The following is a 19,474-nucleotide window of genomic DNA, read 5'->3' on the forward strand; positions in this document are numbered from 1 at the left end:
CCGTACAACGGACGTGACCGGCACGGTTCAGCTGGCTGAAGGCACCGAGATGGTTATGCCCGGCGACAACGTGTCCTTCGGCGTTGAGCTGATCGCACCGATCGCCATGGAGCAGGGCCTGCGCTTTGCGATCCGAGAAGGTGGCCGCACAGTCGGCGCCGGCGTGGTGTCCAAAATCACTGAGTGATTTTGAGCCAACGCTTTTGATGTTCTGGGTGCCCGATCAGGGCACCCGCCAAAAAAATCAGACGCGATGAGGGGTATCGATGCGCGATGCTCCTCCTCTCCGCTCTAAAGACCCGAATAAGGGAACTTGAGACATGGCAATCCAAAGCCAAAACATTCGCATTCGGCTGAAGGCGTTTGACTATCGTGTGCTGGACGCGTCCACACAGGAAATCGTCAACACCGCCAAACGCACCGGTGCGTCCGTGCGCGGTCCTATTCCGCTACCGAACAAGATCGAAAAATTCACCGTTCTGCGTGGCCCCCACGTTGACAAAAAATCCCGTGACCAGTTCGAGATCCGTACGCACAAGCGTCTGCTCGACATCGTTGATCCGACCCCCCAGACCGTAGACGCGCTGATGAAGCTCGACCTCGCCGCTGGTGTGGACGTCGAGATCAAGCTGCAATCGTAAAGGAGGGTATTGATTATGCGCTCTGGAATTCTCGCAAAGAAAGTCGGCATGACCCGGCTGTTCATGGAAGACGGCAAGCAGGTTCCTGTTACTGTTCTTCAACTGGACGGTCTACAGGTTGTCGGCCAACGTACATCGGACAAAGACGGCTACACAGCGGTCACTTTGGGCGCAGGTAGCCCCAAGGTGAAGCGCGTGAGCAAAGCCATGCGTGGCCACTTCGCTGCTCAAAAGGTTGAGCCCAAGCGCAAGCTGGTCGAGTTCCGCGTGTCTGAATCGAACATGATCAACGTCGGCGAAGAGATCATTGCTGATCACTACTTCGAAGGTCAGTTCGTGGACGTCACAGGCACGTCGATTGGTAAAGGCTTTGCCGGTGCCATGAAACGCCACAACTTTGGTGGTCTGCGCGCGTCGCACGGTGTTTCGATTTCGCACCGTTCGCACGGTTCGACAGGTCAGTGTCAGGACCCCGGCAAAGTCTTCAAAGGCAAGAAAATGGCCGGTCACATGGGTGCTGCCCGTGTCACAACGCAAAACCTGCAAGTTGTGCGCACAGACAGCGACCGTGGTCTGATCATGATCAAGGGTGCTGTGCCCGGATCCAAAGGTGGCTGGGTCACCGTCAAGGACGCGGTCAAAAAGCCGTTCCCTGAAAACGCGATCCTGCCCGCCGCTCTGAAATCTGCAGCTGACGAAGCCGCCAAAGCCGCTGAAGAAGCCGCAGCAGCCGCTGCCGCCGAAGCAGAGGCAGCCGCAGCCGCAGCAGCCGCTGAAGAGCAAGCCGCACTGGACGCTGCCGAAGCTGATGCATCTAAACCTGATGCAGTTGCTGAAGCTGAAGCCGCTGAAAAGAAAGAAGGTGACGCATGAAACTCGATGTCATCAAACTCGACGGCGGCAAAGCCGGTTCGGTAGACTTGGACGAGGCTCTGTTCGGCCTCGAGCCACGCACCGACATCCTGCACCGCGTCGTGCGCTGGCAGCGTAACAACGCCCAAGCCGGTACACACAAGGTCAAGACACGGTCCGAAGTGAAATACTCGACCAAGAAGATCTATCGTCAGAAAGGCACCGGCGGCGCACGCCACGGCGCACGTTCGGCTCCGATCTTCCGCGGTGGTGGTATCTACAAAGGCCCGGTTGTTCGTTCGCACGGCCACGACCTGCCCAAGAAGTTCCGCAAGCTCGGCCTGCGCCACGCGCTGTCTGCCAAAATGGCAGCTGGTGAGTTGGTGGTGATCGAGGACGCGACAACGTCTGGCAAAACTGCTGCTCTGGCCAAACAGGTGAAAAACCTTGGCTGGAAACGCGCGTTGGTCATCGATGGGGCGTCTGTCGATCAGGACTTCCTCGCCGCGTCCCGTAACATCGAAGGCTTGGACATCCTGCCGACGATGGGCGCAAACGTATACGATATCCTGAAGCGTGACACTCTGGTGATCACGAAGGCGGGTATCGAAGCACTGGAGGCTCGACTGAAATGAGTGCCAAGGCAGAACATTACGACGTGATCCGCAAGCCGATCATCACCGAAAAAGCGACCATGGCATCCGAGAATGGTGCCATCGTTTTTGAAGTGGCCATCGATAGCAACAAACCCGCCATCAAAGAGGCCGTTGAGGCGCTGTTTGGTGTGAAGGTGAAGGCTGTGAACACGACTATCACGAAGGGCAAAGTCAAGCGCTTCCGTGGTCAGTTGGGCAAGCGCAAGGACGTCAAGAAGGCGTACGTGACGCTTGAAGAAGGCAACACGATCGACGTGACAACTGGGCTGTAAGGCTCCAGTTTAGCGTTTAAGGTTTTGAATCCCGGCTGCGAAAGCGGCCGGGGTTTTTCCTTTATGCAGGTCTAGAGCGGGACATCATCATAGGCGCGAGAAAACCCGGTTTTCGCGGTTTGCATGGTTTGCTCCGTCGCTTCTGTCATCAACTTGAGCATCCGTGAGGTCTGTTCCGCGTATTGCGTCATGGCGTCACGACAAAAATCGGACTGGATTTGCAACAGCTGACTTGGCTCGCGGCAGGTCAGTAAGGTCGCCTGGGCGTCCAGATCCTGCTTCATCCGATCCATGAAGAAGCGCGCATTTGAATTCATCACCTCAGTCCAAATAGTCGCTGCGGGAGGGTTGAAGGTCATCAACATAGCGGCGAGGGCCGGTGTTTCGGTGGGTGTCTTGGCTTTAGGGTTCTTTGGCATGTCGATTACTCCTGTCGAGTGTGCCCGGTGGAGGGGCTTGGACGTAGTCTAGCATGAGAGGGGAGACGACGAATTGATCTGGATCGTTTTTTGGAAGAGAAGTTCTTGGGCTTCTTTGGCCAGTACGAGTGCATCATCAAGGCGTATCTGATTTTAGAAGAAGTTGGCGCGAAGGACTTGGCCGCTGGTCCCTGATCGGGAAGTCGGGGTTTTTCGTGCGTCAAGCCAGAACGGGTTACCCCAATTTCCCGCAAATGGGGAAATTCAACTTTATCGCGCTGAAAATAAGGCGAATTATGGCAATTGCGGCTGAAATGGGGCTTGTCTGCATATCGGTATAGCCGCTAACTCGAGGAATGCTTTGAAGTTGTGAAGCATGAGTAAACGGTTCGTGCGCAGCGTTTGACCTGCGTGCAGGAAAGGTAAAAATGATCAAACTATTTTTCAGCAAAACAGCGCGTATTGCCGCCACGGGTGCATTCGTCGCTATGGTTGCTTCAGGCAGCGCTTCGGCAATGACATTGACCTATGACGGTTCGGTTGCAGGGTTCAAAAAAGCCAATGTGACTGAAGTCGCGAACAGCGTAAACGCAGGTGCGTATCGGATGAAAGACACAACGAGCTTGGAAAGCTTCATTGTGTTTTGCCTCGATCTGCTAGCCTCGGTCCAAAACAACGTGGACTACGGCTACACCGCGACCAATACACCGTTCAGCAACAGCGAAAATCTCTCTGTTGTAGGTGCGGGTGGGCTCACTGGTATCGACCGGATTCAACGACTATTCGACTCTGGGTATGATGCTGCCTTGTCCACCAAGACGAATTCTGCCGGTTTTCAGGTCGCTCTTTGGAATGCGGTTTATGATGATGACTGGAGTGTCGCAATCAATGCGGGAGACTTCTACCAAACAGCATCCGATGATGGTGTTCAGGATGCTGCCAACGGTTTTCTGAGCGACGCCTTCGCATATACCGGCGGGCAGAAATACAAGCTGACTTTTCTGGAAAGCACAAGGACGCCGACCCGGAGCCAGAACCTTGTAACCGTTTCAGCTGTGCCGGTGCCTGCCGCCGGTTTGATGTTGCTGACAGCTTTCGGCGGTCTTTTCGTAGCGCGTCGGCGTAAGACATCTTAAGAGACGCACAGGCTCGCTCAATCGTGTCGAGCCAAAGAAGCAGTTGGGTGGGCTGGCAAGCAAAGGGTCCAGCACAACCGGCGCGCGCTGGCTAATCGCCTAAACATCGTGATGGTCGGGGACCTTGGCTTCAGCGTACTATCTGGCGTTCGCTGGGAGTGTATCTGTCGTCACACAAAGTGGCTGGCCCGACTTTTGTCGCGTCAGCCGCAGCCTTTTGACACATGCCTTCGTGCGAACCTGGCGACCTTGTTCCAGCGGATAAACGTGTGATCCGTTGCCAAATCAGCTTCAGCATATCTTTTCGCCAAAGCGCTTCGCCTTGCGACTTACACTTCAGAATGCTTGTATCCTTTGAGAGATATTCGCGGTTCCATTTGACGTGTGCATTTGGACACTTGCTTTTGAAGGGGCAAAGAAAATGAAAACGGCAGTCGTGTTGGCGCTAATGTCTTTACTGGCCGCGCCAGTGTATGCTGAGAGCCTCGTAGATAGCATCAAGTCTGGCGCCAACAAGGTGGGCAACGTCGCCAAAAAAGGTGTCGAGGCCGTGGGCGACGCTGTTGAATCCACGGGTGACCTCGTCCGCAATGAAGAGACGCCGGAAGCCACCCGCGCCAAGCTCGACAGGATGGAAGCAGACGTCATGGCACGCCTCCTTGCTGAGAATGCAGAAGCCGCGCGCGCGTTTGAAGTCGTCGCTGGCTATGCTGCATTTGACACGCGTCAGGTTACAATTTTTCCATTGTCTGGCGGGTTTGGTCGCGGCGTTGCGGTGGCCCCTGATGGGGCGCGGACGTACATGCAGATGGGAACAGGCGGCGTGGGAGCTGCATTCGGCATTGGCGGCTTTGAATCCCAGTTTGTTGTCATGTTCGAAACACCCGCCGATTTTGAGAGATTTGTCGAGCTTGGATATGACGCCTCTGCTGGCGCTGGTGCCATGCAGGGTGAGGAGCGTGATAAAGCTGAAGTACAGTTTACCGAAGGCCGCTCATTTTTCGTTCTGAGCAAGAAGGGTTGGCGGGTGAATGCCAATGCGAACGGAACGAAGTATTGGAAAGACAAAAAGCTGAACTGATCCGGTGTTTGAATCTCGCTCTTACGCCAAAGCCAGTTTGGGGATGGGCTGTCCACCGCTCTCAAGCTCGGGACCTATGAAACGACCAGAAGCGAACATTCTCCATATTGTAAGCAAATGACCGCTCTGCGGACAAATTTGCCACTCACAGACCTTTGGCAACCAGCAGCTTTGTGAGTTTACATTCCGATTAACAACCCGAGATCATTGAGCAGATACCTGACGCAAAGACGGGCGAATGCCCCGCAAAAAAGTCATGCTGAGTACATAAGGAAAAACCATCAACTCAGATTGTTTGAATTGACTTAAATACAAGTGGACTTACTCGCAAACACCCCCATACAGGACAGATGCTTGCACGTCCCGCCAAGTATATCTGGCAACACCTTCGTTATATCCCTTTGTGGACCGTTTTGACCTATTCAAAATGGCGCGGCTTTGACGACAGGGCGCGCAGCCTAGGCAATGTTTTTGGCTGGGCCATGAGCTGGATACCAATTGCGCGCCGACGGTTTGACCGTGAGATCCGGCGCATCTACCCGGATATGGTCCTTGCCGAACGCTTAAGCCTCAGTCGCAAGATGGGGCAGAATATGGGGCGTACCCTGTTTGAGGTTTTCCATAACACCGAGTTTCAGGAACGACAGGACAGGTTCCACATATCTGGCCCGGGCCTTGCGGTGCTGCAAAAGGCGCGTGCCGAGGGAAAAGGAGCGATCCTTGTCTCGGGACATTTTGGTCAATGGGAAGCGGTGCGAGCGGTTCTCAAATACCGGGGAATGGAAACCGCAGGCGTTTATCGACCTCAGAGCAATCGGCATTACCAGCGCCTACTGGCACGTGGGATTGAGCAGGGGGGCAAGCCAGCCCTGAGCACCGGACCAAATGGCACCAAAGCAATGATCCGTCACCTACGGTCAGGCGGTTTTGTTGCGATACTCTTGGATGAAAAAACCGTAGACGGCGAGATGCTGCCATTTCTGGGCTTCGACGCCCTTACCTCACTCGCGGCTGCGCGCCTTGCTTTGAAATATGACGTTCCTTTTATGCCTGTCTTTGGCACAAGGCGCGAAAACAGCAGTGACATAGATGTGGAGTTCGAAAACCCTGTCGAGCCCAGTGACCCGAGCACCATGACGCATGCCTTTAACGATAATCTATCCGCCCGTATCCTAGAAAAACCTGACCAGTGGTACTGGCTTCTGCGGCGTTGGAAGGACATGCGACGCTAGAACCGGTCCAATTCCACGGAGCAGCAGTCATTTGCTAGGGAACGCTCCAGGGCCTGCTTTACCGATATGCATCAGCTTTTGGTTCATAGGCCCACAGCCCAGACGAGGGTTTTTGCGCTCTAAACGCTTGACCCCAACCCATTGCCTTTATACACGCACCCATCGGCAGCGCCCCGGATTCGTCCGGGGCTTTGTCTTTGCTCGTTTGAGCACTCCATCTCGGGCACCTACGGGGGCCTATAACCACAGGCGAGGGGCAACCCTCGCGATATAGCAAAACGGAAGACAGCAATCATGGCACTCAAGTCGTATAAGCCGACGACGCCGGGCCAGCGTGGGCTGGTACTGATCGACCGTTCGGAGCTTTGGAAAGGCCGCCCGGTCAAATCCCTTACACAGGGTTTGACCAAGTCTGGCGGACGGAACAACACCGGACGGATCACGATGCGCCGCACAGGCGGGGGCGCAAAGCGTCTTTATCGGATCGTCGATTTCAAGCGGACAAAAATGGATGTGGCGGCAACCGTCGAACGCATCGAATATGACCCTAACCGGACAGCGTTTATCGCTCTGGTGCGCTACGAGGACGGCGAACAGGCCTATATCCTCGCGCCTCAGCGTCTGGCCATCGGGGACAAAGTGATCTCTGCCGCCAAGGCCGACATCAAGCCCGGTAACGCGATGCCCTTCAGCGGCATGCCCATCGGGACAATCATCCACAACATCGAACTGAAGCCCGGCAAGGGTGGTCAGATCGCGCGTGCCGCTGGCACATACGCCCAGTTCGTGGGCCGCGATGGTGGCTACGCTCAGATCCGTCTCAGCTCGGGTGAACTGCGTCTGGTACGTCAGGAATGCATGGCCACCGTCGGTGCCGTGTCCAACCCCGACAACTCCAACCAGAACTACGGTAAAGCGGGCCGCATGCGTCACAAGGGCATCCGTCCTTCTGTACGTGGTGTCGTCATGAACCCAATCGACCACCCTCACGGTGGTGGTGAAGGGCGCACATCGGGTGGTCGTCACCCTGTGTCCCCATGGGGCAAACCGACCAAGGGTGCCCGTACCCGCAACAAGAACAAAGCGTCGCAAAAGCTGATCGTCCGCTCGCGTCACGCCAAGAAGAAAGGACGCTGATAGATGTCTCGTTCTGTTTGGAAAGGCCCCTTTGTCGACTCTTATGTGTTGAAAAAGGCCGAAGCTGCCCGTGAGTCGGGTCGCAATGAAGTTATCAAAATCTGGTCGCGCCGCTCGACGATCCTGCCCCAATTCGTGGGTCTGACGTTTGGCGTTTACAACGGCCACAAGCATATTCCCGTGAACGTGTCCGAAGAGATGATCGGCCAGAAGTTCGGTGAATATTCGCCCACGCGTACCTATTACGGTCACGCCGCTGATAAGAAGGCGAAACGCAAATGAGCAAGGATAAGAACCCGCGCCGCGTGGCGGACAATGAGGCGATGGCGAAGACGCGCATGTTGCGCACCTCTCCGCAAAAGCTGAACCTCGTTGCCCAGATGATCCGTGGCAAGAAGGTGGACAAGGCCCTGACGGACCTGACCTTCTCGAAAAAGCGTATCGCTCAGGACGTCAAGAAGTGCCTGCAGTCGGCCATTGCCAACGCTGAAAACAACCACAACCTGGACGTTGACGAGCTGATCGTTGCCGAAGCTTGGGTTGGTAAAAACCTGACCATGAAACGTGGGCGCCCTCGTGCGCGCGGTCGTTTCGGCAAGATCATGAAGCCGTTCGCGGAAATCACGATCAAGGTACGTCAAGTTGAGGAGCAAGCCTAATGGGTAACAAAGTCAATCCGATTGGCATGCGCCTGCAGGTGAACCGTACATGGGACAGCCGCTGGTATGCCGACACAAAGGACTACGGGAACCTTCTGCTGGAAGACCTGAAAATCCGCGATTTCATCAAGGATGAGTGCAAGCAGGCCGGTGTTGCCCGTGTGATCATCGAACGTCCGCACAAAAAGTGCCGCGTCACGATCCACACAGCCCGCCCCGGTGTCATCATCGGCAAGAAAGGTGCGGACATCGAAGGTCTGCGCAAGAAGCTGGCGAACCTGACCGACTCTGAGTTGCACCTCAACATCGTTGAAGTGCGCAAGCCAGAGCTGGACGCTGCACTGGTTGGTGAAAGCATCGCCCAACAGCTGGAACGCCGGGTGTCTTTCCGTCGCGCCATGAAACGTGCCGTGCAAAACGCAATGCGTATGGGTGCCCTCGGCATCCGCGTCAACGTCGCGGGCCGCCTTGGTGGCGCCGAGATCGCGCGCACCGAATGGTATCGTGAGGGCCGTGTGCCTCTTCATACTTTGCGTGCCGACATCGATTACGCCCACGTCGAAGCGACAACGGCCTATGGTATCATCGGGATCAAGACCTGGATCTTTAAAGGTGAAATCATGGAGCACGATCCGCAGGCGCGTGACCGTAAAGCACAAGAACTCCAAGACGGCCCAGCACCTCGCGGTGCCGGCGGTCGTCGCTGATAGGAGGGCATAAGCATGCTTCAACCAAAGCGTACGAAATTCCGTAAGCAGTTTAAGGGCTCGATCAAGGGTCTGGCAAAGGGCGGGTCTGACCTGAACTTTGGGACTTACGGCCTCAAAGCGATCGAACCCGAGCGGATCACCGCCCGTCAGATCGAAGCCGCACGTCGTGCCATGACGCGTCACATGAAACGTCAGGGCCGCGTCTGGATCCGTATCTTCCCGGATGTGCCGATTTCGGCCAAACCGATCGAAGTGCGGATGGGTAAAGGTAAAGGCTCGGTCGACCGTTGGGCGGCCAAAGTCAAACCCGGCCGAGTGATGTTTGAGATCGACGGCGTGAACGACGACATCGCGCGTGAAGCGCTGCGTCTGGCGGCGATGAAACTGCCGATCAAAACACGGGTCGTGGTTCGCGAGGACTGGTGATTTAGGGCGAGGGTCACCTCGCTCGAAACTGAGAATTAAAGCCCTCGGCGCGAAAGCTTCGGGGGTTTTACTTTTGAGGGGCTATCTGTTGCCAGTGGTGAACTTTCATATGAATTCCTGATGCGACTTTGGTTCCCAACGGATCGAGTCGGCGAATAAGCCCCACTCTCATGAAGAGGTGGGGCAGAACCGGAGCCAAGAAAGGCCTCAAGGCCGTCGCGTTCTCGATAGGCCATCACCGGGATGTCGATACTTGAACCACCAGCGCTCAACTCGGATTGAAGATGCTCTTGGCCGCCATAAAGTACTGTTGCGGATCGGATGGATCGACATACCGCGGCCTTTCGACGTCGCGGCTTGGCGGTGGCTATTGGCATCAAGATCGCTAAGCTGGACATCATAGTCACCACTGCCAGCGAGGCCAGCCTATGAAACAAGTCCCCAAGCCCACCACGGATGAAGACCTGATCAAAGCGTTTCTCGACAAGGGAGGCGAGGTGAAGAAGGGCAAGACCAAGCCGATGCCAGAGGGCCTTGGCTTGTCCAACAACCAGTGGGGCAACACGCTGACCCGCGAAGAAAAGGCAGCCCGTAAAGAAGCGGAAGAGGCCAACAAGGCCGCGCGAACGGACAAGTCCTGATCGCTTAAATCCTATCGACGTACACCCCGATCGCGGATTCCAGTTCGGTTTCTTCGTAGTGGAAATGGCTTTGAATCGCGCGCAGCAGGGCGCGAAACACATCGCGGGTTTCGGCAAAGCCCTCTGCATCCGGGGATCGTGTGAGCCGCTCAGCACAACCGGCCAGCCGGTTCAGTAATTCATGCACGACTTTATGCTCTTCCCGCAGCCGCGCGATTAGGGCGGCGAAGGGGGCGGCTCTGCCCTCAATTTCGGGGAACATGTGATGCTCTTCAATGTTGTGGTGCATCGTCAGCATCTGACAACCCTGTCCACACAAGTTACCAAACGCGGCAAAGTTCTGGGCCATGTCCGATGCCAGCACGATCTGTTCGAGGTGCGCGGGCGGGCTGTCGCCAGCCTCGATCCGGTCAATCACGGCGCTGAGTCGGGCCATGTCCTGTAGGTAATGCGCGTGGATCGCAGCAAGGTGGCGCCCCTTTTCCCGTTGGGCCGCACTGACATGTGCAAGCGCAGGGGCGCTGGGGCGCGTGCCTGTCTCGACATCAAGCTCATCCAGCGGTGTAGTCGACAGATCGTTCATCCAGTTTCTCCCACCCGTTGTTTGAACGGGCCCTGTGATATGGCCCGTGTTCACCGCCCCAAATTTCGTGCAGCCCATAGGCCAAGGGCCGGGATACTGCCAAGGGTTGCTCAAAATTGCCCCAATTCTTGCTTAATGCGGACATTCTAGGCTGACACACCGATGTAACGAAGACATAGGGACCAGACGATGTTGTGTACATTTGATCGATATGAGCAAGAACGGAAATTGCGGCTGGCATTTCGCAAGCCCAGCTTGCTCGATCTCAACCTGGCAATAACCGTTGCATCTATGACCGCGGCCGTTGTGTTCGCTGTCTTGTTGCTGACGCGCTATCTTGGCCTCGACGCAAAGATCGCGTTCTGCTGGCAGCTGTTCCTGTCGATCGCCTGACCTTACGGGCCGGGTGCGCCATTGGCTGCGCGCATCCCTATTCCCAACGATAGTTGAACGATACTGAAACCCGTTCATCTTCGGCCATGTTCATTGGCACTTCGTGACGCAGCCAGCTTTCCCACAACAACACATCGCCCGCATTGGGTTTGACATAGTGAAACGTCTTCAGATCTTCAGGCGCGTCTTCGGTCCGTCCTGGTGACGCCATCATCATAGGCAGACGTGGGTCTTCCAATTTGAGGGCGGACGTGCCTTCGGGCATCGCCACATATGTTGTTCCGGAAATCACCGAGTGCGGGTGGATGTGCCCCGTGTGAATGCCACCTTCGGGCAGGATGTTGATCCAGATGCTGTCCAGCACTAGTGTCTTGTCCCCAAGATCAAAGGCGAGGTCCTTGGCAAAGGCAGCAACGTGTTGGTCCAGTGCGGCGACCACATCTTTGAAGATCGGGAACCGCCAGGGCAGATCGTTGAGCGAGGCATAGGACGTGTAGCCAGGATAACCCTGTTCCTCGCACCAATCATGACCCGCCTCATCATCTTCGGCGATGGCATAGCAGTTTTGCTCCAGTTCACCCGGCTCGACTTTGGGATCGAACGCGGAGAGGGGGGCGTGATACAGGCGGGTTGTGAAAAGAGATGTGATACGAGACATGCGCGGGTATGTAGCGCACCTGTCCGCGCGTGGCGATAGGCTCAGAACACTTGCTGGACCGCGCGGGAAAGAAAAAACCCATGACCGTCGAGGTTACGGCAAGTCAGCCCAGTTGTCGCCGAAGTGCAAACGAAGCCCCCAAGCTCGCCCGTGACTCCATACTCGGCGCGGTCAAATCCGTCCTTGTTGCGGTTCAGAGGCGCGCATTCCATTGAGACAAAGCCACGGTCATTCATCAGAAACGTGTGACCCCAGTCTGCCACACACCACTCCGGGCGCGGCGCTGCGGGTGTGCCGCTGCGTTCAATGATCGTACATCGGATGTCAGAGGAGGTGGGGCCTTCGCCGACCGAGCACTGGATGTTTTCCGACGGTGTTTCGAACGTCCAGACATCTGCTGCGGCTGAACCAGCAATGGTCGCAAGGCCAAGTAAAATGGCAGTGTAGTGCATTGGCAATCTCCGCAGCGTCGATGCATCACACTTCATGTTAGTCATCAGCGGTTTCATCGATCAAGTATGATCGAAACAAGCGGGTCGCGCCGCGATGCTATCTGCACTTGCAAGCAGCAGTTTTGTTCCCACTCAAATAGGTTGACTTCAGGCTATGGGCCGATCGCGAAGCGTAGATAGGACAAATAGCGGATAGAAGTGTTCCTGAGCCTACAAGGCCGCTGGCAGTGACAGAAGTGCACGTTGCCGTCCGTCACAGCCTCAGGCGCACAAAGGCCATGAATGGTGCAAATTCTGGGTACATTTCGAGGGTCGCGCTTTCCTTGAACCCTTCGATGCGCTCGAAACCCAAGCTTTCGTAGAGGCCCAGCATTTCCACGTTTGCCTTGAATGTATCGGCCAGCAGGGTTGTTAGACCCATGTCCCTTGCGGTGTCTATTCGGCGCTGTACGAGAATTCTGCCAAGCCCGGTTCCGCGGGCCTGTGGGCGAACATAGAGTCGCTTTAGCTCACCCTTACCCTCACCGATGTCGCGCAAACTCCCCATTCCGATGAGATGACCCTCACTGTCGCGGGCCAGCAGGCTTTGCCCGGTCGGCGGGAGGTAGTGATGTGCCTCTTTCCAGAAGGCGTCGATCACGAGGGAAATATCAGGGGTCGGACCTCCCAGGCTAACAAGGTTAGATACCATAAACTCGAAGAACTCGGTAAGCATCGGAGTCAACTCTGCCTTGTCAGGCGGGGCTGTCAGGTTTTCGACTGTAAATTCCATGCCACGGCCCTGTGTTTGTGCAGTTCAATCTCCAAGTGTTAAGGTGCTGGTGGGCTAGCGCGCAAGCGCTATGCGGTTGTTTGCTGAATATGCAAGGTTTTGGCTTGCTATAAGCGAGCGCCCCCCCTATACGGCGCACTTCACCCACTCCACCGGGAATCGGGTTACGCTTTTTTGCGGCCTGCCGGTGATGTTGAAAGGATACGGCGCATGAACGCCCAAGAACTTCGGGATAAGACCCCCGACCAGCTTCGCGATGACCTCGCAAACCTGAAAAAAGAAGCCTTCAACCTGCGTTTCCAGCAGGCCACAGGTGCGATCGAGAATCCGGCGCGTCTGCGCACGGTCCGTCGTGATGCCGCGCGCGTCAAGACGATCTTGAACGAAAAAGCCCAAGCAGCAGCGGAATAAGGAGCCCTTAGATGCCCAAGCGTATTTTGACCGGCACCGTGACATCCGATGCCAACGCCCAGACAGTCACCGTTTCCGTGGAACGTCGTTTCACGCACCCGGTTCTGAAGAAAACCATTCGTAAGTCCAAGAAGTACCGGGCGCACGATGAAAAGAATGCCTTCAAGGTTGGCGATTCCGTACGCATCATCGAATGCGCGCCAAAATCGAAGACAAAACGCTGGGAGGTGCTGGAAGCGTAAGTTTCCGGCATTTGCCACATTAATCGAAACCCTGGGGATCAGGCACGCATCGCCCCCCAAAGGTCGGGAGAAACCAAATGATCCAGATGCAAACCAACCTGGATGTTGCTGACAATAGCGGCGCGCGCCGTGTTCAGTGCATCAAGGTACTGGGTGGTTCCAAGCGTAAGTACGCATCCGTCGGCGACGTCATTGTCGTGTCGGTCAAGGAAGCCATTCCACGCGGCCGCGTAAAGAAGGGGGACGTCCGTAAGGCCGTCGTCGTACGCACCGCCAAGGAAGTTCGTCGTGACGATGGCACAGCCATCCGTTTTGACCGTAACGCCGCCGTCATCCTGAATAACGCAAACGAGCCCGTAGGTACACGTATCTTTGGCCCAGTTGTTCGTGAACTGCGCGCCAAGAACTTCATGAAGATTATCTCGCTTGCTCCGGAGGTGCTCTGATGGCTGCGAAACTGAAAAAGGGCGACAAGGTCGTCATGCTGGCCGGCAAGGACAAGGGCAAAGAGGGCACAATTTCCTCGATCGACCCGAAATCCAACAAAGCCGTGGTTGATGGCATCAACATCGCCATCCGCGCCACACGCCAGACGCAAGAAAGCCAAGGCGGCCGCATCCCAAAGGCGATGCCGGTTGATCTGTCTAACGTCGCGCTGCTGGATGCCAATGGCAAAGCAACACGCGTCGGCTTCAAAATGGACGGCGACAAAAAAGTGCGCTTTGCCAAAACAACAGGGGACGTGATCTGATGCTCGACACTGCAAACTACACCCCCCGCCTCAAGGCCGTGTTCAAGGACACAATCAAGGCTGCGATGAAAGAAGAGTTCGCCTACAAGAACGACATGCAGATCCCGCGTCTGGACAAAATCGTCCTGAACATTGGCTGCGGTGCCGAAGCCGTCCGTGACAGCAAGAAAGCCAAATCGGCTCAGGAAGATCTGACAGCAATCGCTGGTCAGAAGGCCCTGACCACGACGGCCAAGAAATCCATCGCTGGTTTCCGCGTTCGCGAAGACATGCCGTTGGGTGCCAAAGTGACGCTGCGCGGCGACCGGATGTACGAATTCCTCGATCGTCTGATCACAATTGCGATGCCTCGTGTTCGTGACTTCCGCGGCGTGCCGGGCAAGTCCTTTGATGGTCGTGGCAACTACGCCATGGGCCTTAAAGAGCACATCGTTTTCCCCGAGATCGATTTCGATAAAGTCGATGAGACCTGGGGTATGGACATTGTGATCGCAACCACAGCCCAAACCGATGCCGAAGCAAAAGCCTTGCTGAAGCACTTCAACATGCCCTTCAACTCGTAAGCGCAGGAGAGACTAGATATGGCTAAAAAATCCATGATCGCGCGCGAAGTGAAGCGCGAAAAGCTGGTGAAGAAGTACGCCGCCAAGCGTGCAGAGCTCAAAGCAATCATCAGCGACGAAACCAAACCGATGGAAGATCGTTTCCGCGCATCTCTGAAGCTGGCCAAACTGCCACGCAACAGCTCCGCCACACGTCTTCACAATCGTTGCCAAATGACCGGCCGTCCGCATGCGTATTACCGCAAGCTGAAAATCAGCCGGATCGCGCTGCGGGAACTCGGCTCTGCCGGCCAGATCCCCGGCATGGTCAAGTCAAGCTGGTAAGGGAGAGAATAGTATGACCGATCCTATCGCAGATATGCTCACCCGCATCCGCAACAGCCAGATGCGCGGCAAATCCGTGGTCTCGACCCCAGCGTCGAAACTGCGTGTCCGCGTTCTCGAAGTGCTTGCGGACGAAGGTTACATCCGTGGTTTCGAAGAAACTACAGGTGAAGATGGCCACCCGGCTATCGAGATCAGCCTCAAGTACTACGAAGGCGAACCTGTTATTCGCGAACTGAAGCGGGTGTCCAAACCCGGTCGTCGCGTTTACATGGGCGTCAATGACATCCCATCCGTCCGTCAGGGCCTGGGTGTGTCGATTGTCTCCACCTCCAAGGGTGTGATGTCGGATGCAAACGCTCGCAGCCAAAATGTTGGTGGCGAAGTGCTCTGCACGATCTTCTAAGGAGAAGCAGATGTCTCGTATTGGAAAAAAACCGGTCGATCTGCCCAGTGGCGTTACAGCGTCAATCTCTGGTCAGCAGATCGAAGTCAAAGGCCCCAAAGGCACACGTTCGTTCAAAGCGACCGACGATGTGACCCTCGCGGTTGAAGACAACGCCGTCACAATCACACCCCGTGGTAAATCCAAGCGCGCGCGCCAACAGTGGGGCATGTCCCGCACTATGGTCGCAAACCTGGTGACCGGCGTGACAGACGGTTTCAAGAAAGAGCTGGAAATCCAGGGTGTTGGTTATCGTGCCAACATGCAGGGTAACACTCTGAAACTGAACCTCGGCCTGTCGCACGACGTCGACTACACCCCACCAGCGGGTGTGACTGTTACAGCCCCCAAGCAGACTGAAATTGTCGTCGAAGGTATCGACGAGCAGTTGGTCGGCCAAGTGGCTGCTAACATCCGCGAGTGGCGTAAGCCCGAGCCTTACAAGGGCAAAGGCATCCGCTATAAAGGCGAATTCATCTTCCGTAAGGAAGGCAAGAAGAAGTAAAGGACCAGGAACATGGCAAACACAAAACGACAGCTGTTCCTCAAGCGCCGTATGCGCGTCCGGAACAAACTTCGCCGCGTCAACGCAGGGCGTCCGCGCCTGAGCGTTCACCGCTCGTCCAAGAACATCAGCGTTCAGTTGATCGACGATGTGAATGGCGTGACATTGGCCGCTGCCTCGACCCTCGAAAAGGATCTGGGCGTAGTGGGTAAGAACAACGTCGAAGCCGCCACCAAAGTTGGTGCGGCGATCGCCGAGCGTGCGAAAAAAGCAGGCGTGGTCGAGGCATACTTCGACCGCGGCGGTTTCCTCTTTCATGGGAAGGTCAAGGCAGTTGCCGACGCCGCCCGCGAAGGCGGCCTGAAGATCTAAACTCTGCGAGGGGCGGCATCGCCCCTCCGATGATCCGGGGGCACTCCGCTTATCTTGGGGCCCACCTGGATTGAAACAACTGGCGAAAGCCACCTGAAACAAGGAATGCCACATGGCAGAACGTGAAAACCGCCGCGGCCCACGCCGCGACCGTGATGAAACTCCAGAATTCTCCGACCGCTTGGTCGCGATCAACCGTGTGTCCAAAACCGTCAAAGGTGGTAAGCGCTTTGGTTTCGCCGCCCTCGTCGTTGTTGGCGATCAAAAAGGCCGCGTAGGCTTCGGCAAAGGTAAAGCGAAAGAGGTCCCTGAGGCCATTCGCAAAGCCACCGAGCAAGCCAAGCGCCAGATGATCCGCGTTCAACTGCGCGAAGGCCGCACACTGCACCACGATATGGAAGGTCGCCACGGCGCCGGTAAAGTCGTGATGCGCACAGCACCAGAAGGTACCGGGATCATCGCCGGTGGTCCAATGCGTGCCGTGTTCGAAATGCTGGGTGTCAAGGACGTTGTTTCCAAGTCCATCGGCTCGCAGAACCCTTACAACATGATCCGCGCAACCATGGACGGCCTCAAGAAAGAGCAGTCGCCCCGTGGTGTGGCTCAACGTCGTGGCAAGAAAGTCTCCGACATTCTGCCCAAGCGTGACGAAGCGCCCGCTGCCGAAGCGGCAACTGAGGAGGCTTGAGACCCATGACTAAGACAATCGTCGTAAAACAGATTGGCTCCCCCATCCGTCGCCCCGCAAAACAGCGTGCGACACTGATCGGTCTGGGCCTGAACAAGATGCACAAAACCCGCGAGTTGGAAGATACACCTTCCGTACGCGGCATGGTGAATTCAATCTCGCACATGGTCGAGATCATCGAAGAAAAAGGCTAAGTCTGCGAAGGGCAGATTGCCCACCTGACCAGGTTACAATTGACGCCTCGCGAGAAATCGCGGGGCGTTTTCTATTTCCGGGTTTGTTTGCCCGATCAATGCACAGCCCAGCGTCACCCGCAGTGCATCCGCCAGTTCGCCCACGGTCTCGGTTGAAACGTACAGGCCTCCGGTTCGGTCTGCGAGACATTTGGCTACTGTATTGCCCGCTCCGACGTCCTGCTGCTCCGGATTGTCCCAGCTGAAAAAGTCGACCACGACCTTGAACCCGATCACATGCACCGTCAGGTCCTGCCTTTCGGCGGCCAGAGCGGATCCGAGCGCACAGGGGCGTCCGCCACAGGTTTCATTTCCGTCAGTGACCAGCACGACGATGCCGGGACCGGACGTGGCGCGCAGCGTATCGCTTGCTGCACGGACTGACGCCGCCAAAGCCGTCAGTCCTTTGGGCGCGAGTGCGTCGATTTCGGCAATGATGGCCTCTGCCGCGTTGTCGCGCGGGCCAAAACGCAGATCGATATTGCTGCAACTGTCTACACTGGCACCCGGACCATAGGTAAGAAGGCCGACGCGGCGCACTGACGTGATATCTGGCATTGCGTCGCGCAGTGCCTCGCGCGCCTCAGCGATCCTTGTCTTGCGCTGTGTGTCAAACCCCAGTTCGGCCATGGACGCCGACCCGTCAAAGACCAGCATCGCATCCTCTGCGCAACCGGACGCTCCGTGTAGCGCAGCAGGCGTAAGAGGTAGCGCAAGCGCACAGAGGGTGGTGGCAATAGGTAAAGGGTTGCGGAAAGAATGCATAACGCCATGGTGACACCGACTCTGCCTGTTGTTCAATGGCGGCGATGATTTTCATTGTGGCGAGGACGTACTAGGCTCAGCGCCATGCGCGAACTCATATATTATTATTCCGCCCATTCCGCTTTTGCTTATCTCGGCTCGGCCCGCGTGATGGAGATGTGTGCCACCCACGATCTGACTCTGGTCCATCGGCCTATCCCGCTGTCCCCGGTCGTTGAGGCACAAGGCAGTCTGCCTTTCCGTGCGCGGACGCAGGCACATGTCGACTACTTCTTTGGTCGGGAGATCGAGCGTTGGGCAGAGTGGCGCAGTGTCCCTGTTGTTCCGTTCCGGCCCACCTATCACGATGCGGACTATTCCCTGGCCAGCGGCATGATCATGGCTTTGGGGGATCGCGGGGCCGATGTGGATGCGATGGCCCATGCGGTGCTGCAAGCCCACTGGCGGGATGATGCGGATTTATCGGATGAGGCGACACTGACGGCCTTGGCCGACGCCTTGGGCCATGATGCCCGAGCCCTGATGGCGCTGGCGCGAACGCCTGAAGTGACTGCGCGCTACGCGATCAATGCCGAGTCCGCCTTGAAGGCATCTGTACTCGGTTCGCCGACTTATGTGCTGGATGGAGAAGTGTTCTATGGGCAGGACCGGCTTGAGATACTCGAACGGGCGATCAATCGCCCGTTTGGCAGCAGTGCGTGGGTCAATCTACCGGTTGATGCACCTTCACCAGACTAAACTGAAAGGCCCGGGCGCGGGCATTGCGAGCCCGCCCCAATAGGATGGCCGTCGCGATGGCGCTGTAGAGAACAAAGAGGTACAGCGGATAGGCGAGAAGTACCCAGTTCAAAGCTCCGACGGACAGCATAGCGAGAACAGAGGCAAAGAGCGACCAGCCCCATGTGGACATGGTTTCGGTTTCGGGGAAGAGATAGGCCTTTTTGACTGTGACCCAGCCGCCGATCATCGAAATACCAATCGTCGTGCCCAATGCGTAAACCGAATTGTCGGTCAGCGACCAAAGGATCAGCCCAACCGCCGCTGCGCCTAGCACCTTCATGTCGCCTTCGCGAAAAAGCGGACCGCTGCCGCGTTGGAAGGTGATCAGAAACACAGTAATCGTGCCACCGACTTGGAAAAGCGAAAACCAAAGTGAGGACGTGGCGACTTTGACGATCTGCGAAACCAAAGCGATGCAACCCAGCACCGACCAGATCAGCCAGGATGCGCGCTGGGGTTGCGTGCGTCAGGCGATTGTGTCGCGAATGTAGGGGGCAAAAGCGTAAATGCTGAGCATGGCAGAGGCGAGGCCAAGTGTTCGCAATATGTTGCCAGAGGTTGTATATTGCAGCACCGTCTCAGTGCTCAGGATTCGCCAGAATGTATCTTCCTGAAAAATGGCTTCGAGCAACTTGTCTCTCCAAGAGTTCGCAAATGCGGGGTATCAAAAAATAG

At 56.4% G+C, this 19,474-nt stretch carries 34 protein-coding genes and 1 pseudogene; 27 read left to right on the forward strand and 8 right to left on the reverse strand.

Features of this window, described 5'->3' with window-relative positions; translation table 11 throughout:
• The 5 genes and pseudogenes from tuf to ABJD00_RS08445 all read left to right on the forward strand — a co-directional run.
• Positions 1 to 187: pseudogene (gene tuf / locus ABJD00_RS08425) on the forward strand (elongation factor Tu); the annotation flags it as partial.
• A gap of 139 nt (positions 188 to 326) precedes the next feature.
• Entirely contained in the window at positions 327 to 641 is a 315-nt protein-coding gene (rpsJ, locus tag ABJD00_RS08430) for a 30S ribosomal protein S10 (RefSeq protein WP_108838874.1), read from the forward strand.
• A gap of 12 nt (positions 642 to 653) precedes the next feature.
• A complete protein-coding gene (gene rplC / locus ABJD00_RS08435) occupies positions 654 to 1,514 on the forward strand; it encodes a 50S ribosomal protein L3 (RefSeq protein WP_413844905.1) in 861 nt (286 codons plus the stop codon).
• Complete coding sequence (gene rplD / locus ABJD00_RS08440; protein WP_413849369.1) at positions 1,511 to 2,128, forward strand: 50S ribosomal protein L4; 618 nt, start codon at positions 1,511 to 1,513, stop codon at positions 2,126 to 2,128. Before rplC ends, rplD begins: the two co-directional genes overlap by 4 nt.
• Positions 2,125 to 2,421, forward strand: coding sequence for a 50S ribosomal protein L23 (locus ABJD00_RS08445; RefSeq protein ID WP_108838862.1), 297 nt, complete (start codon positions 2,125 to 2,127; stop codon positions 2,419 to 2,421). The genes rplD and ABJD00_RS08445 overlap by 4 nt, the downstream gene beginning before the upstream one ends.
• A gap of 71 nt (positions 2,422 to 2,492) precedes the next feature.
• On the opposite strand, the gene ABJD00_RS08450 is transcribed toward ABJD00_RS08445, so the two are convergent.
• Positions 2,493 to 2,840 (reverse strand): phasin family protein, encoded by a 348-nt coding sequence (locus ABJD00_RS08450; protein ID WP_413849371.1) that lies wholly within the window; start codon positions 2,838 to 2,840, stop codon positions 2,493 to 2,495.
• A gap of 428 nt (positions 2,841 to 3,268) precedes the next feature.
• On the opposite strand from ABJD00_RS08450, the gene ABJD00_RS08455 reads away from it, so the two are divergent.
• The 9 genes from ABJD00_RS08455 to ABJD00_RS08495 all read left to right on the forward strand — a co-directional run bounded on the left by ABJD00_RS08455 (position 3,269) and on the right by ABJD00_RS08495 (position 9,862).
• On the forward strand, positions 3,269 to 3,976 hold the full coding sequence (locus tag ABJD00_RS08455; protein ID WP_413849373.1) for a VPLPA-CTERM sorting domain-containing protein: 708 nt from the start codon (positions 3,269 to 3,271) through the stop codon (positions 3,974 to 3,976).
• A gap of 421 nt (positions 3,977 to 4,397) precedes the next feature.
• Positions 4,398 to 5,057 (forward strand): hypothetical protein, encoded by a 660-nt coding sequence (locus tag ABJD00_RS08460; RefSeq protein WP_413849375.1) that lies wholly within the window; start codon positions 4,398 to 4,400, stop codon positions 5,055 to 5,057.
• A gap of 350 nt (positions 5,058 to 5,407) precedes the next feature.
• Positions 5,408 to 6,289, forward strand: coding sequence for a lysophospholipid acyltransferase family protein (locus tag ABJD00_RS08465; RefSeq protein WP_413849377.1), 882 nt, complete (start codon positions 5,408 to 5,410; stop codon positions 6,287 to 6,289).
• 294 nt (positions 6,290 to 6,583) lie between these two features.
• Complete coding sequence (gene rplB, locus ABJD00_RS08470; protein WP_108838858.1) at positions 6,584 to 7,426, forward strand: 50S ribosomal protein L2; 843 nt, start codon at positions 6,584 to 6,586, stop codon at positions 7,424 to 7,426.
• Positions 7,427 to 7,429: 3 nt separating this feature from the next.
• Positions 7,430 to 7,708 (forward strand): 30S ribosomal protein S19, encoded by a 279-nt coding sequence (gene rpsS / locus ABJD00_RS08475; protein WP_108838857.1) that lies wholly within the window; start codon positions 7,430 to 7,432, stop codon positions 7,706 to 7,708.
• Positions 7,705 to 8,085 carry a 50S ribosomal protein L22 gene (rplV, locus tag ABJD00_RS08480; RefSeq protein ID WP_299210808.1) on the forward strand — a complete coding sequence of 127 codons (381 nt, stop codon included), beginning with the start codon at positions 7,705 to 7,707 and terminating at the stop codon, positions 8,083 to 8,085. Before rpsS ends, rplV begins: the two co-directional genes overlap by 4 nt.
• Positions 8,085 to 8,792 (forward strand): 30S ribosomal protein S3, encoded by a 708-nt coding sequence (rpsC, locus tag ABJD00_RS08485; protein WP_108838855.1) that lies wholly within the window; start codon positions 8,085 to 8,087, stop codon positions 8,790 to 8,792. Before rplV ends, rpsC begins: the two co-directional genes overlap by 1 nt.
• A 15-nt stretch (positions 8,793 to 8,807) precedes the next feature.
• Positions 8,808 to 9,221 carry a 50S ribosomal protein L16 gene (gene rplP, locus ABJD00_RS08490; RefSeq protein ID WP_108838854.1) on the forward strand — a complete coding sequence of 138 codons (414 nt, stop codon included), beginning with the start codon at positions 8,808 to 8,810 and terminating at the stop codon, positions 9,219 to 9,221.
• A 428-nt stretch (positions 9,222 to 9,649) separates the two neighbouring features.
• Positions 9,650 to 9,862: a hypothetical protein gene (locus ABJD00_RS08495; protein ID WP_413833793.1), complete on the forward strand. Its 213-nt coding sequence runs from the start codon at positions 9,650 to 9,652 to the stop codon at positions 9,860 to 9,862.
• A 4-nt stretch (positions 9,863 to 9,866) separates the two neighbouring features.
• Here ABJD00_RS08495 and ABJD00_RS08500 read toward each other — a convergent pair whose 3' ends face one another.
• On the reverse strand, positions 9,867 to 10,445 hold the full coding sequence (locus ABJD00_RS08500; RefSeq protein ID WP_413833796.1) for a hemerythrin domain-containing protein: 579 nt from the start codon (positions 10,443 to 10,445) through the stop codon (positions 9,867 to 9,869).
• Between the two features lie 228 nt (positions 10,446 to 10,673).
• On the opposite strand from ABJD00_RS08500, the gene ABJD00_RS08505 reads away from it, so the two are divergent.
• Positions 10,674 to 10,838: a hypothetical protein gene (locus tag ABJD00_RS08505; RefSeq protein WP_413853622.1), complete on the forward strand. Its 165-nt coding sequence runs from the start codon at positions 10,674 to 10,676 to the stop codon at positions 10,836 to 10,838.
• Between the two features lie 37 nt (positions 10,839 to 10,875).
• Here the strand turns inward: ABJD00_RS08505 and ABJD00_RS08510 are convergent, their stop codons facing one another.
• The 3 genes from ABJD00_RS08510 to ABJD00_RS08520 all read right to left on the reverse strand — a co-directional run bounded on the left by ABJD00_RS08510 (position 10,876) and on the right by ABJD00_RS08520 (position 12,720).
• Positions 10,876 to 11,496: a TIGR02466 family protein gene (locus ABJD00_RS08510; RefSeq protein WP_413833798.1), complete on the reverse strand. Its 621-nt coding sequence runs from the start codon at positions 11,494 to 11,496 to the stop codon at positions 10,876 to 10,878.
• Between the two features lie 41 nt (positions 11,497 to 11,537).
• Positions 11,538 to 11,948, reverse strand: coding sequence for a DUF6636 domain-containing protein (locus ABJD00_RS08515; protein ID WP_413833800.1), 411 nt, complete (start codon positions 11,946 to 11,948; stop codon positions 11,538 to 11,540).
• 253 nt (positions 11,949 to 12,201) lie between these two features.
• The gene (locus tag ABJD00_RS08520) at positions 12,202 to 12,720 is read right to left on the reverse strand and encodes a GNAT family N-acetyltransferase (protein ID WP_413833802.1); all 519 of its coding nucleotides are present in this window, start codon (positions 12,718 to 12,720) and stop codon (positions 12,202 to 12,204) included.
• Positions 12,721 to 12,930: 210 nt separating this feature from the next.
• Here ABJD00_RS08520 and rpmC point away from each other — a divergent pair, with 210 nt between their 5' ends.
• The 11 genes from rpmC (at position 12,931) to rpmD (ending at position 17,215) form a co-directional block, all read left to right on the forward strand.
• Positions 12,931 to 13,131 carry a 50S ribosomal protein L29 gene (gene rpmC, locus ABJD00_RS08525; RefSeq protein WP_413833804.1) on the forward strand — a complete coding sequence of 67 codons (201 nt, stop codon included), beginning with the start codon at positions 12,931 to 12,933 and terminating at the stop codon, positions 13,129 to 13,131.
• Positions 13,132 to 13,142: 11 nt separating this feature from the next.
• Positions 13,143 to 13,373 (forward strand): 30S ribosomal protein S17, encoded by a 231-nt coding sequence (rpsQ, locus tag ABJD00_RS08530; protein WP_024088546.1) that lies wholly within the window; start codon positions 13,143 to 13,145, stop codon positions 13,371 to 13,373.
• A gap of 77 nt (positions 13,374 to 13,450) precedes the next feature.
• Positions 13,451 to 13,819 carry a 50S ribosomal protein L14 gene (gene rplN / locus ABJD00_RS08535; protein WP_108838846.1) on the forward strand — a complete coding sequence of 123 codons (369 nt, stop codon included), beginning with the start codon at positions 13,451 to 13,453 and terminating at the stop codon, positions 13,817 to 13,819.
• Positions 13,819 to 14,124 carry a 50S ribosomal protein L24 gene (gene rplX / locus ABJD00_RS08540; RefSeq protein WP_108838845.1) on the forward strand — a complete coding sequence of 102 codons (306 nt, stop codon included), beginning with the start codon at positions 13,819 to 13,821 and terminating at the stop codon, positions 14,122 to 14,124. Before rplN ends, rplX begins: the two co-directional genes overlap by 1 nt.
• Positions 14,124 to 14,687: a 50S ribosomal protein L5 gene (gene rplE / locus ABJD00_RS08545; RefSeq protein ID WP_413833809.1), complete on the forward strand. Its 564-nt coding sequence runs from the start codon at positions 14,124 to 14,126 to the stop codon at positions 14,685 to 14,687. The genes rplX and rplE overlap by 1 nt, the downstream gene beginning before the upstream one ends.
• Before the next feature lie 18 nt (positions 14,688 to 14,705).
• Positions 14,706 to 15,011, forward strand: a complete 306-nt coding sequence (gene rpsN / locus ABJD00_RS08550; protein WP_413833812.1) for a 30S ribosomal protein S14 — start codon at positions 14,706 to 14,708, stop codon at positions 15,009 to 15,011.
• A gap of 13 nt (positions 15,012 to 15,024) precedes the next feature.
• Complete coding sequence (rpsH, locus tag ABJD00_RS08555; RefSeq protein WP_413833815.1) at positions 15,025 to 15,417, forward strand: 30S ribosomal protein S8; 393 nt, start codon at positions 15,025 to 15,027, stop codon at positions 15,415 to 15,417.
• A gap of 10 nt (positions 15,418 to 15,427) precedes the next feature.
• On the forward strand, positions 15,428 to 15,961 hold the full coding sequence (rplF, locus tag ABJD00_RS08560) for a 50S ribosomal protein L6 (RefSeq protein ID WP_413833818.1): 534 nt from the start codon (positions 15,428 to 15,430) through the stop codon (positions 15,959 to 15,961).
• Positions 15,962 to 15,973: 12 nt separating this feature from the next.
• Complete coding sequence (gene rplR / locus ABJD00_RS08565; RefSeq protein ID WP_413833820.1) at positions 15,974 to 16,333, forward strand: 50S ribosomal protein L18; 360 nt, start codon at positions 15,974 to 15,976, stop codon at positions 16,331 to 16,333.
• 112 nt (positions 16,334 to 16,445) lie between these two features.
• The gene (rpsE, locus tag ABJD00_RS08570) at positions 16,446 to 17,021 is read left to right on the forward strand and encodes a 30S ribosomal protein S5 (RefSeq protein WP_413833823.1); all 576 of its coding nucleotides are present in this window, start codon (positions 16,446 to 16,448) and stop codon (positions 17,019 to 17,021) included.
• A gap of 5 nt (positions 17,022 to 17,026) precedes the next feature.
• Positions 17,027 to 17,215 (forward strand): 50S ribosomal protein L30, encoded by a 189-nt coding sequence (gene rpmD / locus ABJD00_RS08575; protein ID WP_413833826.1) that lies wholly within the window; start codon positions 17,027 to 17,029, stop codon positions 17,213 to 17,215.
• Between the two features lie 33 nt (positions 17,216 to 17,248).
• Here rpmD and ABJD00_RS08580 read toward each other — a convergent pair whose 3' ends face one another.
• Positions 17,249 to 17,911, reverse strand: a complete 663-nt coding sequence (locus ABJD00_RS08580) for a vWA domain-containing protein (protein WP_413833829.1) — start codon at positions 17,909 to 17,911, stop codon at positions 17,249 to 17,251.
• Between the two features lie 192 nt (positions 17,912 to 18,103).
• On the opposite strand from ABJD00_RS08580, the gene ABJD00_RS08585 reads away from it, so the two are divergent.
• Complete coding sequence (locus ABJD00_RS08585) at positions 18,104 to 18,757, forward strand: 2-hydroxychromene-2-carboxylate isomerase (protein ID WP_413833831.1); 654 nt, start codon at positions 18,104 to 18,106, stop codon at positions 18,755 to 18,757.
• Here ABJD00_RS08585 and ABJD00_RS08590 read toward each other — a convergent pair.
• Positions 18,723 to 19,226 carry a hypothetical protein gene (locus ABJD00_RS08590; RefSeq protein WP_413833834.1) on the reverse strand — a complete coding sequence of 168 codons (504 nt, stop codon included), beginning with the start codon at positions 19,224 to 19,226 and terminating at the stop codon, positions 18,723 to 18,725. The genes ABJD00_RS08585 and ABJD00_RS08590 overlap by 35 nt on opposite strands.
• A 39-nt stretch (positions 19,227 to 19,265) precedes the next feature.
• Positions 19,266 to 19,430 carry a hypothetical protein gene (locus ABJD00_RS08595; RefSeq protein WP_413833837.1) on the reverse strand — a complete coding sequence of 55 codons (165 nt, stop codon included), beginning with the start codon at positions 19,428 to 19,430 and terminating at the stop codon, positions 19,266 to 19,268.
• Between the last annotated feature and the right edge of the window lie 44 nt (positions 19,431 to 19,474).

This window comes from Tateyamaria sp. (assembly GCF_039945315.1).
Classification (GTDB): Bacteria; Pseudomonadota; Alphaproteobacteria; order Rhodobacterales; family Rhodobacteraceae; genus Tateyamaria.

What these genes read in the sequence shown, in the direction of transcription:
- ABJD00_RS08465 (WP_413849377.1), top strand. Translation starts at nt 5,408, where the DNA reads ATGCTTGCACGTCCCGCCAAGTATATCTGGCAACACCTTCGTTATATC.
- rplF (WP_413833818.1), top strand. Translation starts at nt 15,428, where the DNA reads ATGTCTCGTATTGGAAAAAAACCGGTCGATCTGCCCAGTGGCGTTACA.
- rpsS (WP_108838857.1), top strand. Translation starts at nt 7,430, where the DNA reads ATGTCTCGTTCTGTTTGGAAAGGCCCCTTTGTCGACTCTTATGTGTTG.
- rplE (WP_413833809.1), top strand. Translation starts at nt 14,124, where the DNA reads ATGCTCGACACTGCAAACTACACCCCCCGCCTCAAGGCCGTGTTCAAG.
- ABJD00_RS08585 (WP_413833831.1), top strand. Translation starts at nt 18,104, where the DNA reads ATGCGCGAACTCATATATTATTATTCCGCCCATTCCGCTTTTGCTTAT.
- rplB (WP_108838858.1), top strand. Translation starts at nt 6,584, where the DNA reads ATGGCACTCAAGTCGTATAAGCCGACGACGCCGGGCCAGCGTGGGCTG.
- rpsH (WP_413833815.1), top strand. Translation starts at nt 15,025, where the DNA reads ATGACCGATCCTATCGCAGATATGCTCACCCGCATCCGCAACAGCCAG.
- ABJD00_RS08445 (WP_108838862.1), top strand. Translation starts at nt 2,125, where the DNA reads ATGAGTGCCAAGGCAGAACATTACGACGTGATCCGCAAGCCGATCATC.
- rplD (WP_413849369.1), top strand. Translation starts at nt 1,511, where the DNA reads ATGAAACTCGATGTCATCAAACTCGACGGCGGCAAAGCCGGTTCGGTA.
- rpmC (WP_413833804.1), top strand. Translation starts at nt 12,931, where the DNA reads ATGAACGCCCAAGAACTTCGGGATAAGACCCCCGACCAGCTTCGCGAT.
- ABJD00_RS08450 (WP_413849371.1), bottom strand. Translation starts at nt 2,840, where the DNA reads ATGCCAAAGAACCCTAAAGCCAAGACACCCACCGAAACACCGGCCCTC.
- rplN (WP_108838846.1), top strand. Translation starts at nt 13,451, where the DNA reads ATGATCCAGATGCAAACCAACCTGGATGTTGCTGACAATAGCGGCGCG.
- ABJD00_RS08515 (WP_413833800.1), bottom strand. Translation starts at nt 11,948, where the DNA reads ATGCACTACACTGCCATTTTACTTGGCCTTGCGACCATTGCTGGTTCA.
- rpsC (WP_108838855.1), top strand. Translation starts at nt 8,085, where the DNA reads ATGGGTAACAAAGTCAATCCGATTGGCATGCGCCTGCAGGTGAACCGT.
- ABJD00_RS08510 (WP_413833798.1), bottom strand. Translation starts at nt 11,496, where the DNA reads ATGTCTCGTATCACATCTCTTTTCACAACCCGCCTGTATCACGCCCCC.
- ABJD00_RS08500 (WP_413833796.1), bottom strand. Translation starts at nt 10,445, where the DNA reads ATGAACGATCTGTCGACTACACCGCTGGATGAGCTTGATGTCGAGACA.
- ABJD00_RS08495 (WP_413833793.1), top strand. Translation starts at nt 9,650, where the DNA reads ATGAAACAAGTCCCCAAGCCCACCACGGATGAAGACCTGATCAAAGCG.
- rpsN (WP_413833812.1), top strand. Translation starts at nt 14,706, where the DNA reads ATGGCTAAAAAATCCATGATCGCGCGCGAAGTGAAGCGCGAAAAGCTG.
- rpsE (WP_413833823.1), top strand. Translation starts at nt 16,446, where the DNA reads ATGGCAGAACGTGAAAACCGCCGCGGCCCACGCCGCGACCGTGATGAA.
- rplP (WP_108838854.1), top strand. Translation starts at nt 8,808, where the DNA reads ATGCTTCAACCAAAGCGTACGAAATTCCGTAAGCAGTTTAAGGGCTCG.
- rpmD (WP_413833826.1), top strand. Translation starts at nt 17,027, where the DNA reads ATGACTAAGACAATCGTCGTAAAACAGATTGGCTCCCCCATCCGTCGC.
- ABJD00_RS08460 (WP_413849375.1), top strand. Translation starts at nt 4,398, where the DNA reads ATGAAAACGGCAGTCGTGTTGGCGCTAATGTCTTTACTGGCCGCGCCA.
- rplR (WP_413833820.1), top strand. Translation starts at nt 15,974, where the DNA reads ATGGCAAACACAAAACGACAGCTGTTCCTCAAGCGCCGTATGCGCGTC.
- ABJD00_RS08455 (WP_413849373.1), top strand. Translation starts at nt 3,269, where the DNA reads ATGATCAAACTATTTTTCAGCAAAACAGCGCGTATTGCCGCCACGGGT.
- ABJD00_RS08520 (WP_413833802.1), bottom strand. Translation starts at nt 12,720, where the DNA reads ATGGAATTTACAGTCGAAAACCTGACAGCCCCGCCTGACAAGGCAGAG.
- ABJD00_RS08580 (WP_413833829.1), bottom strand. Translation starts at nt 17,911, where the DNA reads ATGCTGGTCTTTGACGGGTCGGCGTCCATGGCCGAACTGGGGTTTGAC.
- rpsQ (WP_024088546.1), top strand. Translation starts at nt 13,143, where the DNA reads ATGCCCAAGCGTATTTTGACCGGCACCGTGACATCCGATGCCAACGCC.
- rplV (WP_299210808.1), top strand. Translation starts at nt 7,705, where the DNA reads ATGAGCAAGGATAAGAACCCGCGCCGCGTGGCGGACAATGAGGCGATG.
- rplX (WP_108838845.1), top strand. Translation starts at nt 13,819, where the DNA reads ATGGCTGCGAAACTGAAAAAGGGCGACAAGGTCGTCATGCTGGCCGGC.